The 13,715-nt window shown below is 68.1% G+C and carries 11 protein-coding genes; 2 read left to right on the top strand and 9 right to left on the bottom strand.

What is annotated here, in order from left to right:
* Nucleotides 1-56: 56 nt before the first annotated feature.
* From ACCO44_RS04335 to ACCO44_RS04320, 4 genes are all read right to left on the bottom strand, one after another.
* Nucleotides 57-1,763: an ABC transporter ATP-binding protein gene (locus tag ACCO44_RS04335; protein ID WP_372468563.1), complete on the bottom strand. Its 1,707-nt coding sequence runs from the start codon at nt 1,761-1,763 to the stop codon at nt 57-59.
* Complete coding sequence (locus tag ACCO44_RS04330) at nt 1,760-2,725, bottom strand: ABC transporter permease (protein WP_029261835.1); 966 nt, start codon at nt 2,723-2,725, stop codon at nt 1,760-1,762. Before ACCO44_RS04330 ends, ACCO44_RS04335 begins: the two co-directional genes overlap by 4 nt.
* A gap of 34 nt (nt 2,726-2,759) precedes the next feature.
* Nucleotides 2,760-3,764: an ABC transporter permease gene (locus ACCO44_RS04325; protein WP_105712362.1), complete on the bottom strand. Its 1,005-nt coding sequence runs from the start codon at nt 3,762-3,764 to the stop codon at nt 2,760-2,762.
* 90 nt (nt 3,765-3,854) lie between these two features.
* Complete coding sequence (locus ACCO44_RS04320; protein WP_372468561.1) at nt 3,855-5,528, bottom strand: ABC transporter substrate-binding protein; 1,674 nt, start codon at nt 5,526-5,528, stop codon at nt 3,855-3,857.
* Between the two features lie 163 nt (nt 5,529-5,691).
* Between ACCO44_RS04320 and ACCO44_RS04315 the strand changes: the two genes are divergently transcribed.
* Nucleotides 5,692-6,612 (top strand): sugar kinase, encoded by a 921-nt coding sequence (locus ACCO44_RS04315; RefSeq protein ID WP_372468559.1) that lies wholly within the window; start codon nt 5,692-5,694, stop codon nt 6,610-6,612.
* Between the two features lie 106 nt (nt 6,613-6,718).
* Here the strand turns inward: ACCO44_RS04315 and ACCO44_RS04310 are convergent, their stop codons facing one another.
* Genes ACCO44_RS04310 through ACCO44_RS04290 form a run of 5 tightly spaced genes read right to left on the bottom strand, consistent with a single transcriptional unit; the run spans nt 6,719 to nt 12,215 of the window.
* Complete coding sequence (locus ACCO44_RS04310; RefSeq protein ID WP_029261831.1) at nt 6,719-7,588, bottom strand: MurR/RpiR family transcriptional regulator; 870 nt, start codon at nt 7,586-7,588, stop codon at nt 6,719-6,721.
* A gap of 15 nt (nt 7,589-7,603) precedes the next feature.
* Nucleotides 7,604-9,112: a glycoside hydrolase family 3 N-terminal domain-containing protein gene (locus tag ACCO44_RS04305; RefSeq protein WP_372468556.1), complete on the bottom strand. Its 1,509-nt coding sequence runs from the start codon at nt 9,110-9,112 to the stop codon at nt 7,604-7,606.
* Nucleotides 9,109-9,942, bottom strand: a complete 834-nt coding sequence (locus ACCO44_RS04300) for a carbohydrate ABC transporter permease (protein WP_029261829.1) — start codon at nt 9,940-9,942, stop codon at nt 9,109-9,111. The genes ACCO44_RS04305 and ACCO44_RS04300 overlap by 4 nt, the downstream gene beginning before the upstream one ends.
* Nucleotides 9,939-10,913 (bottom strand): carbohydrate ABC transporter permease, encoded by a 975-nt coding sequence (locus ACCO44_RS04295; protein WP_029261828.1) that lies wholly within the window; start codon nt 10,911-10,913, stop codon nt 9,939-9,941. The genes ACCO44_RS04300 and ACCO44_RS04295 overlap by 4 nt, the downstream gene beginning before the upstream one ends.
* 15 nt (nt 10,914-10,928) lie before the next feature.
* Nucleotides 10,929-12,215: a sugar ABC transporter substrate-binding protein gene (locus ACCO44_RS04290; RefSeq protein WP_029261827.1), complete on the bottom strand. Its 1,287-nt coding sequence runs from the start codon at nt 12,213-12,215 to the stop codon at nt 10,929-10,931.
* 206 nt (nt 12,216-12,421) lie between these two features.
* Between ACCO44_RS04290 and ACCO44_RS04285 the strand changes: the two genes are divergently transcribed.
* Nucleotides 12,422-13,690, top strand: a complete 1,269-nt coding sequence (locus ACCO44_RS04285; protein WP_372468554.1) for an LCP family protein — start codon at nt 12,422-12,424, stop codon at nt 13,688-13,690.
* The last annotated feature ends 25 nt before the right edge of the window (nt 13,691-13,715 follow it).

Here is a 13,715-nt window from a genome sequence, read left to right as displayed (position 1 = left end):
GATGCTGCGGTATGAGCATCCGATCACCGGGTCGGCGCACGGCCGACCCGGTGATGTCAGGACGCGATGTTCAGCTCGTTGCCCGGGATCGACGCCAGCAGACGCCGCGTGTACGGGTCGCGCGGGTTCGTGAAGATCTCCTCAGAGGTCGCCGCCTCGACGAGCTTCCCGTCCTTCATCACGCACACGTAATCGCTGATGAGGCGCACCACCGCGAGGTCGTGCGAGATGAAGAGGTAGCTCAGCCCGTACTCGCTCTGCAGGTCGCCGAGCAGCGTCAGGATCTGGTCCTGCACCAGCACGTCCAGCGCCGACACCGGCTCGTCGCACACGATCAGATCCGGAGACAGCGCGAGCGCCCGGGCGATCGCGACACGTTGCCGCTGGCCGCCGGACAGCTCTGACGGATACCGGCGCAGCATCGACTGCGGCAGCGCCACGTCGTCGAGCAGCTGCCGGACGCGCTTTCGCCGGTCGGCGTTGCTCCCCCTCTTGTAGAAGTCGAGCGGCTCGGCGATCAGACGTTCGATCGTGAACATCGGGTTCAGGCTCGAGTACGGATCCTGGAAGATCGGCTGCACCTGCTGCCGGAACTCCTTGATCTCCGCTCGGCTCAGCGACGCGATGTCCTTGCCCTCGTAGCGGATCAGCCCGCTCGTGGGTTCGATCACCTTGAGCAGCATCCGCGCGGTCGTGGTCTTGCCCGACCCGGACTCCCCCACGATCGCCACGGTCTCCCCGCGCGGGATCACCAGCGACACGTCGTCGACGGCCACGAAGTCCTCTCCGCGCCCGCGCACCGGGTACACCTTGGTGAGGTTCTCGATCTCGACGATGTTGTCGACCGGTGCCGCCGCGCTGGAGGCGTCTGCTCCGTCCACCCGTTCCTTTACTTGGAACGCCTGAGGTTGCAGCCGGGCGACGGCGACCGATGGTGCCGCCTGCACGAGCGACTTCGTGTACTGATGCTGCGGATCCTCGAGGATCTGTCGCGCGTCGCCCTGCTCGACGACCTTGCCCCGGTGCATCACGATCACCCGCTCGGCCCGCTCAGCGGCGAGGCCCAGGTCGTGGGTGATGAGCAGCACCGCCGTTCCCAGCTCACGGGTCATCGCGCCGATCTGGTCGAGGATCGTCTGCTGCACCGTGACGTCGAGCGCACTGGTCGGCTCGTCGGCGATCAGCAGCCGTGGCTTGCACGCCAGACCGATCGCGATCAGGGCGCGCTGACGCATGCCGCCGGAGAACTCGTGCGGATACTGCTTGGCGCGCCGCTCCGGATCGGGGAGGCCGGCGGCGGTCAACGCCTCGACCACCTTCGCCTGCACGTTCTGCCGCGTGGCGAGTCCGTGCGCGAGCAGTGTCTCCGCCACCTGCGTGCCGATCTTCGCGACCGGGTTCAGGTTCGACATGGGGTCCTGCGGCACGAGGCCGATGTCGCGACCGCGGATCGTGCGCAGCTCGTGCTCCGGCGCGTGGGAGATCTCCTTCCCGTCGAGCCGGATGCTGCCCGACGCGATCTTCCCTCCCCCTGCGAGCAGCCCGATGATGGCCATGGCCGTCGTCGACTTGCCCGAACCGGACTCGCCCACGATCGCGACGGTCTCACCGGGTCGGATCTCGAGGTCGACACCCTCGACGGCGTGCACGACGCCGTCCATGGTGGCGAAGTCCACGGCGAGCCCCTGGACGGACAGCAGCGGCTCGGTGGACATCTGATTCTCCTTCGCGGCGCGCATCGCGCCTTCGTCGCGGGCGTTCATCGTGCCCTCGTCCGTGGGTCCATCGCCTCACGCAGCGCTTCGCCCAGCAGGGTGAAGCCGAGCGCGGTGACGGCGATGCAGATACCCGGGAGGAACGCGAGCCACGGGGCGATCGCGAGCTCGGCCTGCGCGTAGGTGAGCATGCGCCCCCACTCGGCGGTCGCGGGGCCGCCGCCGCCGAGACCGAGGAACGACAGCGCGGCCGCATCGATCACGGCCGTCGCGAGCGTCAACGTGCCCTGGACGATCACGGGGCCGATGGCGTTCGGCAGCACGTGCGACATCGTGATGCTGCCGCGGCCGAGACCGAGTGTCTGCGCCGAGAGCACGTAGTCGCTCGACCGCTGCTGCAGCATCGACGCACGGAGCAGCCGAGCGAAGATGGGCACCTGGGAAGCACCGATCGCGATCATCACCGCGAACGGCGTCTGCCCGAGGATCGCGGCGATCGACACCGCCAGCAGCAGGTTCGGCACCGAGAGGATGATGTCGACGACGCGCATGATGAGGGTGTCGACCCACCCGCCGAACGTGCCGGCGAGGAGGCCGAGGATCATGCCGCCCACGAGTCCCATCGCGGTGGAGATGACGCCGATCATCAGGGAGGCCTGCGCACCCCAGATGAGCTTGGACAGCACGTCGCCGCCGAAACGGTCGAGGCCCAGCGGGAACCCCGGCACCTCGCCCGGACCCGGGATGTAGGTCGGCGTGATGTACTTCGCGCCGGGAAGCGCCGTCTCCGGGTACGGAGCGAGCCACGGAGCGAGAGCGGCGACCAGGAGGAACAGCACCACGATGACCGCGCCGATCCATGCGGTCGGGTTGCGGCGGAGCCGACGGAACACATCCCGCCAGAAACCGCCGGAGCCCTTCTTGAGGTCGGCCTGGGCGATCGCGACGGTGTCGATGCTGCCGCCGCTCTCGGCCGACGGGCCCTGGGCGGGTGGGAGGGCGATGCTCATGAGACCGCCTCCTTTCGGACGATGACGAGGGACATCACTGCACCCTCACTCTCGGGTCGATGAAGCTGTAGGAGACATCGACCGCCAGGTTGATCAGCGCGTACGCGATCGCGATGAAGATGATGAATCCCTGGAGGACCGGGAAGTCCCTGGTGAAGATCGCCCGCGCCAGGAACGAACCGATGCCCGGGAACGCGAACACCGTCTCGGTGAGCACGGCGCCCGAGATCAGGAGTCCGGTCTGCAGGCCGATCGTCGTGATCACCGGCAGCATCGCGTTGCGCAGGATGAAGCGGTTGCGCAGCGTCGGGGCTCCGACGCCCTTCGCCCGTCCGGTGCGCACGTAGTCCGCGTTCTGCACCTCCAGGACGCTGGCCCTGGTGATGCGGACGATGATGGCGAGAGGGATCGTGCCCAGCGCGAGCGCCGGCAGGATCAGATGCAGGATCGCATCCCACGAGGCATCGAACTCGCCCGTGATGATGCCGTCCCACACGTAGAACCCGGTGGGATGGGTGGCGTCTATTCGCGGATCCTGACGGCCGTCCGACGGCAGCCATCCGAGCTGCACGGCGAAGACGTACTTCAGGATGAACGCCAGGAAGAACACCGGGATGGTGATGCCGATCAGGCTCAGCACCACCGACGCGTGGTCGGTGAGCTTGCCGTGACGACGAGCGGCCCAGTATCCGAGAGGGATGCCGACGCCGATCGCGAAGATCAGCGCCATGACGCTCAGCTCGAGCGTCGCCGGGAAGCGGCGCATGAACTCCTCGACGACGGGGCGGTTCGTCTGGATGGACGTTCCGAAGTCGCCCTGGAGCAGTCGCCCGATCCAGGTGAAGTACTGCTGGATGAGGGGTTCGTCGAAGCCGTAGAGCTCGTTGACCCTGGCGACGGCCTCCGGTGTGGCCTTCTCGCCGAGTAGGGCGACCGCGGGGCCGCCGGGAAGGGCTCTGACCCAGGCGAACAGCAGGATGCTGAGCCCGAACAGAGTGGGAATGAGGAACAGCAGTCGCCTGCCGATGGTGCGCAGCACGAAGATCTCCGTCGATCAGAAGGTACGCCGTGTCCCGGTCCCGCGCATGTGTGCGGGACCGGGACTCGGCATATCAGATGGTCAGGCCGACTACTTGGTGAGGACGATGTCCGTGAAGACCTCGTCGTTCACCGGGCTGGCCGGATAGCTCTTCACGCGGGGGTCGAACGCCAGAGTCGGCGCCGGGTGCGCGAGCGGGACGCCGGGGATGAACTCGGCGACCATCTCGTTGATCTCCTCGTACAGCGGCGTCTGCTCCTCGAGGCTGGAGACGCCGCGCGCCTCGGTCAGCTTCTGGAACAGCTCCGGGTTGTCGAAGCCCCACTCGGAGCTCTTCTGTCCGAAGAAGACGCCGACGAAGTTGTCGGTGTCGTTGTAGTCACCGGTCCAGCCCAGCAGGTGGATGCCGTGATCCGCGGTGCCGGTGGTGCGGTCGAGGTACTCGACCCACTCCTCCGAGACCGGGGTGGTCTCGACGCCGACCTCGGACAGCTGCGACGACAGGACGGTGTAGATCTGCTCGGGGTCCGGCATGTACGGACGCGAGACGTTGACCGGGTAGTTGAACGTGAGCTTCAACGGGTTGGCCTCGTCGTAGCCGGCCTCGGCCAGCAGATCCTTGGCCTTCTCGGGGTCGTAGTCGTAGGTCGTGACATCGGGGTTGTACCCGTTGACGACCTCCGGCACGAACTGCGTCGCCTTCTCGGTGCCCTCGGGGAGCACCTGGCTGATGAGCGCGTCCTTGTCGACCGCGTACGACAGCGCCTCACGGACCTTCGGGTCCTGCAGCTCCGGGATCGCCTGGTTGAACGCCAGGTAGAGGATCGTGAACGGCGGGCGCGACACCATCGTGAAGCCGTCGTCGTCGAGTGCCTTGGTGTCGGCGGGACCGACCAGGTCGTAGCCGTCGATCGAGCCGGACTCGAGCGCCTGGCGGCGGGCGGTCGGGTCGTCGATCGTGCGGAAGATGATCTCGTCGATCTGCCCCGCCTCGCCCCAGTAGTCGTCGTAGGCCTTGAGCGTGACCTGCTCGCCCGGTGCCCACTCGTCGAACTGGTAGGGGCCGGTACCGACCGGGTGTCCCATGGCGTACTCCGACAGCTGCGGGGCCTCGGCGGAGCCGGCGACCTCGTCCGCACCGAACTCCTGCAGCGCCGACGGGCTCTGCATCGCGAACGACGGCAGCGAGAGCGACGGGATGAAACCGGCGAACGGCTTGTTCAGCTCGATCGTGACCGAGTAGTCGCCATCGGGGGTGCACGACTTGTACACGGCATCGGCCGCGTTGGACGCGTAGCCCTTGAAGAGCTTGTTGTAGTAGTAGCCGAACGCTTCCGAGGCGGCGAGACCGGTCCAGTTGAACCAGCGGTCGAAGTTGACGCAGACGGCCTCGGCGTTGAACGGGGTGCCGTCCTGGAAGGTCACATCCTCCTTGAGGGTGAACGTGTGCGACATGCCGTCGTCGGACGACTCCCACTTCTCGGCGAGGAGCGGTGCCGGATCTGCCGTACCGGGCTTGGTGCCCACCAGACCCTCGAAGATCTGCCGCGAGACGCGGAAGCTCTCGCCATCCTGCGCGAAGGCGGGATCGAGGCTGGCCGGGTCGGAGGATGCCGCGAACACGAACGTCCCGTCGACATCGCCTCCCGCGTCCGCATCGTCGTCGCCCCGCTCGCTGGCGACGCACCCTGCGAGGGCGATCGCGGCGATCGTGGCTCCGGTTACGGCGATGAGTCCTCGCCGACGCTTGACTGATTGGTGCATTGTGTGACCTTCCCTGTCGGGCGCTTCTTTGCGCGTCCCGAGGCTTCTTCGCCTCGGCGACGGTGATGACTAGACGGTACCCAGCAGATCGGCAGATGCCAAACGCATCCGCATTGCAATCCGGTATCGGCGGGCGCCCTGCCGATCGGGTAGTGTCCAGACCGTGTCCGACTCCACCCCGCTCGCCATCTGCTTCGGCGAAGGCATGGTCGCCCTCGTCGCCGCCACAGCCGGACCGCTGGAGGACTGCCGCACCTTTCACCGTTCCCTGGCCGGAGCGGAATGGAACACCGCCATCGCTCTGTCGTCGGCCGGCATCCGAACTGCTGTCCTCTCCCGGGTCGGCGACGACGGATTCGGCCGGTTCCTCACCGCGGAGCTGCGCGCACACGGCGTCGACGACACGGCCGTGGAGATCGACGATCAGGCGCCGACCGGGCTCTATGTGAAGGAGCTCGTCGCCCGTGCGGACGGCGCGGTCGACGGGACGATGCACTACTACCGCGCGGGCTCCGCGGCCGCCGCGATGTCGCCCGAGAAGCTGGCTGCGCCGGTGGCATCCACCCTGCTCGCCAGGGCCGCGCTCGTGCACACCTCCGGGATCACGCCCGCCATCTCCGCATCTGCGCTCGCCGCCCAGGAGGCGCTGTACTCCGACCATCGTCCCGGCCGGCTCGTCAGCTTCGACCTGAACTGGCGCCCGGCGCTGTGGCGTGGCCGCGAGGCGGAGGGCAGGGAGATCGTGTCCGGCTTCGCCCGCCGCGCCGACATCGTGTTCTGCACACGCCCCGACGCGGAAGCGGTGTTCGGGACCAGCGATCCTCAGGAACTGCGCGCACAGTTCCCCCAGCCGCGCTACCTGGCGGTCACCGACGCCAGCGGGGCCGTCGCCTTCGACGGCGAAGAGCGTGCCGAGAGCGACGCGCTCGATGCCCCGGTCGTGGAGACCATCGGCGCGGGAGACGCCTTCGCCGCGGGTTTCCTCGCCGGGGTGCTGACCGGGTTGTCGCTCACCGGGAGCGTCGCCCGCGGGCACCGCATCGCGACCCGCGCGCTCCTCAGCACCCGCGACCACGTCGACTGAGCCGTGCGCCGCGGGGCGGAGAACTCGCCGTGGGGCGGAAGTCGCCCCGGGTTTCTCCGCCCGACACGGAGGATGCCTCCCCACACGGGGAGACGGGCACGGGGAGTCAGGTGCGGCGGCGGCGCGCGGGAACCGCGTCGTGGGTGCGCTGCAGAGAGACGGCCACCGGTTCGCCGCGGTGCTGCACGACACGGACGAACAGCACGTCGACCAGAGCGAGCTGGGCGATGCGGCTCGACATCGCCGCCATCCGGAACGGCGACTCGTGCGCGTGCGTGAGCAGCACGACGTCCGCCGCGAGCGCGAGAGTCGACTCCGCGACGCTGGTGACCGCGACAGCCAGCGCACCGGCATCTCGGGCGACCTCGAGCGCCCGCAGGGTCTCTGCGGTCTCCCCGCCGTGCGAGAACGCGATCGCGACGTCATCCGCCGTGCGTAGCGAAGCCGTCGTCACCGCGAGATGCGGGTCCGGCGAATGCGACACGGAGCACCCGATGCGCGACAGCTTCAGCAGCAGATCCTGCGCCGTCAGCGACGATGCCGCCTGTCCGAAGAGGTCGATGTGCCGGGCATCGACAACCGCGCGGGCTACCCGGTCGAGGGCTGCGGCATCGAGGGCGAGGGCGGTCTTCTCGATCGCGTCGATCTCCTGCGCGGCGAGCTTCGCGGCGATGGCCGTCGGCCCGTCGTCCGGATCGATGGCCGTGGTGTCCAGACCGAACCGCGCCTGCTGCGCCTGGGCGAGCGTGATCGCACGGGCGACCGCCACGCGCAGCTCCCGGTAACCGCTGTACCCCAGCGACTGGGAGAAACGGGCCACCGTCGACAGCGAGGTCCGACAGAGCTGGGCGAGGTCGTTGATGGCCAGGTCGACGACGAGCGTCGGGTCGCCGAGGATCGTCTCCGCGACCCGCGCCTCCGCGGCGCTCAGCTTCGAGAGCGAGCGCCGCACACGTGCCAGAACGTCATCGTCCATGGAGTGATCCTGTCCTCAGTCGGCGCTGGCCCTCTGCTTCACGGCGAAACGCCCCAGAAGCGCATCGCGCGCCATCTGCGCACCGAGCCTACTGGCCGCGGCGACCTCGACGGTCGGCAGCGGCAACGGGTTCGTCGTCGGTAGACCGACATTGACGACGACCGCTGCCGGATCCCGCACCGCCGCCCGTTCGACGAGAGCCCGCTGCGCGGCATCGGTATCCGGACGGTCGATCAGCAGCACCGTGGTTCCGGGAGCTGCGACGACCTCGTCCAGCACACGGTCCTGCTCGGCGAGCGGGGTGGATGCCACATCGAGGCGCACGCGCAGACCGTCGTCGGCGAGCGCGTTCGCGACATACGAGCCCGCGCTGTCGACCGCGAGCGTCGAGCGGCGACGGGCATCGATCACTGCGAGCTCGGATGCTGCAGCGGGGGTGTCACCGGTGACCATCAGCACGCGACGCACGATCTCCGCGGCATCGAAGTCGTCGGCGGTCTCCTGGTCGCGGTCGGCGGCCGCGCGGAGCTTGGCGGCGAGGGCGGCGACCCGACGGGCGGCCTCCTCGACGCGCTCACGCGAGAGCGAGCCGTCACGCAGTGCGGCGACGATCCCGTCACGGGCCGCACGGAAGTCTCGCTCGTCCTGGTCGGGAAGCGCGGCGTCGCCGGGGTTGGTCGGGTTTCCGATGCAGAGCAGGTCGGCACCGGCGGCGAGGGCCAGGGCTGCTCCCCCACCGAGTCCGACGGTCTCGCGGATGGCGGCCATGTCGAGCGCATCCGTGATGATGACGCCGTCATACCCCCAGTCGCGCAGCTTGCCGAGCACCCGGGGGTTGAGCGTGGCGGGCTGCTCGCCCCACGCCGGGACCACGATGTGCGCGGTCATCACGGCATCCACGCCCGCGTCGACGGCCGCGCGGAACGGTTCGAGGTGCACCCGCTCGAACTCCTCGAGATCGAGGGTGATCTCGGGGAGGGAGTGGTGCGAGTCCATGTGGGTGTCGCCGTGACCGGGGAAGTGCTTGACGCATGCGGCGACCGCCGCATCCTGGATGCCGTCGATCGTGGCGACCACGTGCCGTGAGACGAGCGCTTCGTCGTCGCCGAACGCCCGCACGCCGATGACCGGGTTGCGGGGGTCGGTGTTGACGTCGGCGACCGGGCCGAGCACCACGTTGGCGCCGACCGCGCGCACGCGCCGAGCCAGCTCTGCGCCGGTCTTCTCCGAGGCCACCAGGTCGTCGAGCAGACCGAGCTGGGCTGCTCCGGGAACGGTCGACCCTGTGGCGGATTCCAGGCGGGTGACGCTGCCGCCCTCTTCGTCGATACCGATCAGGGCGTCGGGGTTCGCGTCGAGGATCGCCGCGCTGAGCGCCGGGAGTCCTTCGCCCACGTTCTGGCCGAAGTACACGACCCCGGCCAGGCCGTCACGCAGTTCGGCGCGCAGCCACTCCGGCGCCTCGGTGCCGAAGAACCCCGGCCACAGCACCCCGTTCGCGAGGCGCTCGAGTTCGTCGGTCATCCCTTCACGGCTCCCGCGACCATGCCGGAGGCGAGCTTGCGCTGCACCAGCACGAAGAAGATCATGACCGGGACGGTGATGATGGTCGACGCGGCCATGATGCTGCCCCAGTCGTTGGAGTGCAGGCCGAAGAACGACTTGAGGCCGATCGAGACCGTGTACTGATCGGTCTGGGCACCGAGGATCGTCATCGCGAAGATGAACTCGTTCCACGCCGTGATGAAGCTGAAGATGCTCGTCGCGACGAGGCCGGGCATGACGAGCGGCAGCAGCACCGAGCGGAACATCCGCCACCAGCTGGCACCGTCGATGTAGGCGGCCTCCTCGAGCTCGACCGGAACGGCGGCGACGAAGCCGCGCAGCATCCAGATGCCGAAGGCGAGCGACAGGGCGACGTAGACGACCATGAGGCCCAGGATGCTGTTGAGCAGGCCGAGGCTCTTGACCTGGAGGAACAGCGGGATGACGAGCGCCTCGAGCGGCACCATCTGCACCACGAGGATCATCATCAGGATCATCGTGCGGAACTTGAACTTGAACCGCGCGACAGCGACGGCAGCGAGCAGGCACACGAGGGCGCTGACGAGGACCGTCACGAGGGCGACGATGGCCGAGTTGCGCAGGTACGTGCCGAAGCCGCCGTCGGTGAGGACGAATGCGAAGTTGTCCCACGTGAACTCCTGCGGGATCAGCGACTGCCCACCACTGGAGGCCTTGCCGTCGAACGCGCTGGAGACCATCCAGTACACGGGGAACAACGTGAAGATCAGGACCGCGGCGACCGCGATGCCGAGTCCGATCCGGGAGCGGAGCCGAGGGCGCGGGTTCACAGCTCGTCCTCCTTCATGAGGGAGCGGATGTAGACGATGGTGATGCCGATCAGGACCAGCGTGAGCAGCACGGCGAGCGCTGCACCGAAGCCGTAGCGGTTCTGGCCGAACGACTCCACGTACGACCAGACGCCGAGGTTCAGCACCTGGCGGTTTCCGCCACCGCCGCCGGGCATCAGGTACACCTGCGCGAAGACCTTGAAGTCCCAGATTGTCGAGAGGATGATCACGACCGAGAACACCGGGCGGAGCGTCGGGAAGATGATCTTCCAGAAACGACGCCAGGCGCCGGCGCCGTCGAGAGCCGCCGCCTCGAGCATCTCCTTCGAGACGCCGAGGAGTCCGGCGAGCACGGTGATCGCCACGAACGGGAAGCCGTGGTGCACGACGTTCAGGAGCACGATCGCGTAGAAGGACCACTGGTTCGTGAACCAGTTGACCGGATCGTCCATGAGCCCGAGGTCGGTGAGGACCTGGTTGAAGATGCCGCGGTCGGCATCGAAGATGAAGGTCCAGACGTAGGTACCGGTCACGGCGGGCATCGCCCACGCGACCATGATGCAGCTGGAGACGATGACGCGCCACGTGGTGCCGAGCCGCGCGAGCAGCAGGGCCACGAGCGTGCCGACGGCCACCGTGACGAAGACCGCCACAGCGGCGAAGCCGACGGTGTTGGGCAGCACCACCGTCCAGAGAGTCGGGTTGGTGAGCGCCTCGACGTAGTTGTCGAGACCGATCCAGTTGTTCTCCCCGGTGTTGATCTCGCGCAGGCCGTAGTCCTGCAGCGAGTAGATGAACACCTGGATGAGAGGCCAGAGCATGAGCACCGCGAGGATGACCAGCCCGGGCGCGAGAAGAAGCCAGGGGCGGGCCGCGACGATCGAGAGACCGCGTCGCTTCCGGCCGCCGGCCACGGAGGCGGAGGTGGACTCCGCCTTCGTGGCCGGCAGTGGCGCTTGCACCATCGACATGGAAGGGATGCTTCCTTACTGGTTGAGCAGTTCGGTCATCTCGGCGGAAGCGTCCTTCGTCGCGGTCGCGACGTCCTTCTGTCCGCTGAGGATGGCCTGGATCATGGAGTTGGTCGTCTTCTTCGCCTGGACGGCGCCGAAGTTCGGGGTGACCGGGACGGATGCTCCGCCATCGACCATCTGCTCGGCGAACGGTGCGACCAGCGGGTCGGTCGAGGCGAGGGCCTCTTCCATCGCGGACTGCACACCCGGGAAGTATCCGGTCTCGTCCGACCACTGCTCGGCGAACTCGCCGGTCGTGACGAGCTTCACGAACTCCCACGCCAGGTCGGCGTTCTTCGTCGTGTTGAAGATCGAGAGGTGCGATCCACCGAGCACCGACGGGGCGATGCCGCCGTCCTTCCCGGGGATGACCGCGGCGCCGATCTTGCCCTCGAGGTCGGGGTTCGCCTCGATGAGCGAGTTCGGCGTCCACGAGCCCGAGAGCATCATGGCGACGTTGCCCTGCGTGAACGCGTCACGGAGGTCGGTCTCCTTCCAGGTGGTGGCACCTGCGGAAGAGAAGCCGTGCTCGGTGGCGAGGCCCGTGTAGAACTCGATGCCGGCCTGCGATTCGGCGCTGTCGAGCTCGCTGGTCCAGGTGTCGCCGTCCTTCGTGGCGATCTCGCCGTCGGCACCCCAGACCCAGGGGTAGACCTGGAACTCGGCGTCGCCCGGAACCGGGAACGGCAGCATGTCGGGCTTCGCGGCCTTGATGGCGTCACCCGCGGCGACGATGTCGTCCCACGTCTTCGGAGCCTCGAGACCGAGCTCCTCGAACACGTCGGCGCGGTACATGAGCGAGCGGACACCGGCGTACCAGGGCATGCCGTACAGCTCGTCTTCGTAGGTGCCGGCGACCTCGAGGCCCTCGACCAGGTCGTCACGCAGGCCCTTCTCGCCGTCGACGTACTCGTCGATCGGGAGGAGCGCGCCCGCGTCGGCGAACTCGGCGGTCCAGGTGGTGCCGGTCTCGGCGATGTCAGGAGTCGTGCCACCGGCGATCGAGGTCACGAAGCGGTCGTGCGCGTCTGCCCACTGGATCTCGTCGATCTTGACGGTGGCGCCGGTCTCCTTCTCGAAGGCTTCGGCGACGTCGTCGTAGAAGGCCGACGCGTCCGGGTTGGTGCCCTTCATGATCCAGACGGTGAGCTCTTTGCCCTCGCCGTCGGTGGAGCCTGTGTCACCGCCGCCGGCGCAGCCGGCGAGGGCGAGCGTGGCCACGGCGCCGAGCGCCACGGCCGGAAGAATGCGCTTGTGCATGCGGGGATCTCCTCTTTGAAAAGTCCAGGCGAATATCGGGTATTCACCGGGGGTTAGGAAAAAGTATCCACGACTAACTAATTACCTGCAAGTTCCTCTCACAATCGTCATGCGGCCGTAACATCCCCATCAACGCGGTCTCTCCCACGTGTTGCCCAGGCTCGGCCTGCGCGGCGCCCGCAGGGTCCGCCGGTAGGCTCGCGGGCATGCGCCGCCACGACGAAGCCGACCGCTCCACGGTCGCGCGCCATGCGACTCTCCCCACGCCCGGGCCCGCCAAGGGCTTCCTGAAGATCGCCGGGATCACGCTGGGCGTCATCCTCGTGTCGGCGATCGCCGTCGCCGCGTTCATCGTGACGGACTACTTCAATCGCTTCAGCGACGGTGCCGTCACCCTCGAAGACGCCCCCGAGGTGGAGCCTCCCCAGATCGGCGCCTTCCCCGGCGAGTTCAGCATGCTCATCATCGGCACCGACGAGTGCGGCGAGGTCTCCACCGGGCTTCTCGGAGAACGCTGCTCGGAGGCCGACGGCGGCATCCTCAACGACGTGAATCTGCTCGTGCACGTCTCGGCAGAGCCCCGCAACGTCACGGTGGTCTCGCTCCCCCGCGACCTGATGATCGAGACCCCGGAGTGCACCCTCCCGGACGGATCCGTCGCCTCCGCGACCAACAAGACGCAGATCAACTCGATCTTCCAGCGCGCCGGACTCTCCTGCGTCGCGAAGACGGTCACCCAGCTCACGGGCATCGAGATCCCGTTCGCCGCGAAGATCGCCTTCGACGGAGTGATGGAGGTCACCGACGCGATCGGCGGTGTGGAGGTGTGCATCGGCGGAGAAGGCATCCGCGACCGACACACGGCTCTCGACTGGGAGCCGGGACCGCGCACCGTCTCGGGCTACGAGGCGCTCCAGTTCATCCGCACCCGGCACGGTGTCGGCGACGAGAGCGACATGGCCCGCGTCTCGAACCAGCAGCAGTACATGTCACGCCTGGTGAAGAAGATCATGAGCGACGAGGTGCTCAGCGATCCGGGCAAGGTGCTGGGACTCGCCGACACCGTGGTCGACAACATCGACCCGAGCGACGAGCTGGCCAATCCCGTCCGGCTCGCACAGCTCGCGCTCTCGATCAAGGACGTGCCCTTCTCGGACTTCGTCTTCCTGCAGTATCCGGTGTTCGGTGACCCTGACGACTCCGACCGGGTCGTCCCGAACTACGACGCCGCAGCCACCATCTGGGACGCGCTGAAAGCGGGCCAGCCCGTGCAGCTCACCGGCGGCGTCAGCAACAACGGGGGCGTCGAACTCGTCGAGCCCGCACCGGGCACCGACCCCGAGGCCCCGGAGGCGACCCCTCCGGCCACGGGCGCCCCGGCGACCGAGACTCCCGCACCACGCGCGACGCTCGACCCGGCCATCTCCGGTCAGACGGTCGAGCAGGAGACCTGCGCCAACGGCAAGCTGCGCTGACGCATTCCGCTGACGCGTAGGCTCG

This window comes from Microbacterium maritypicum (assembly GCF_041529975.1).
In the GTDB taxonomy this organism is placed as follows: Bacteria; Actinomycetota; Actinomycetes; order Actinomycetales; family Microbacteriaceae; genus Microbacterium.
The sequence above is the reverse complement of the archived record's forward strand: the minus strand, read 5'-3'. Positions and strand labels throughout refer to the sequence as shown.

Coding starts and splice junctions, on each gene's coding strand:
- ACCO44_RS04335 (WP_372468563.1), bottom strand. CDS start 1,763: ATGAACGCCCGCGACGAAGGCGCGATGCGCGCCGCGAAGGAGAATCAG.
- ACCO44_RS04330 (WP_029261835.1), bottom strand. CDS start 2,725: ATGAGCATCGCCCTCCCACCCGCCCAGGGCCCGTCGGCCGAGAGCGGC.
- ACCO44_RS04320 (WP_372468561.1), bottom strand. CDS start 5,528: ATGCACCAATCAGTCAAGCGTCGGCGAGGACTCATCGCCGTAACCGGA.
- ACCO44_RS04310 (WP_029261831.1), bottom strand. CDS start 7,588: ATGGACGATGACGTTCTGGCACGTGTGCGGCGCTCGCTCTCGAAGCTG.
- ACCO44_RS04305 (WP_372468556.1), bottom strand. CDS start 9,112: ATGACCGACGAACTCGAGCGCCTCGCGAACGGGGTGCTGTGGCCGGGG.
- ACCO44_RS04295 (WP_029261828.1), bottom strand. CDS start 10,913: ATGTCGATGGTGCAAGCGCCACTGCCGGCCACGAAGGCGGAGTCCACC.
- ACCO44_RS04290 (WP_029261827.1), bottom strand. CDS start 12,215: ATGCACAAGCGCATTCTTCCGGCCGTGGCGCTCGGCGCCGTGGCCACG.
- ACCO44_RS04285 (WP_372468554.1), top strand. CDS start 12,422: ATGCGCCGCCACGACGAAGCCGACCGCTCCACGGTCGCGCGCCATGCG.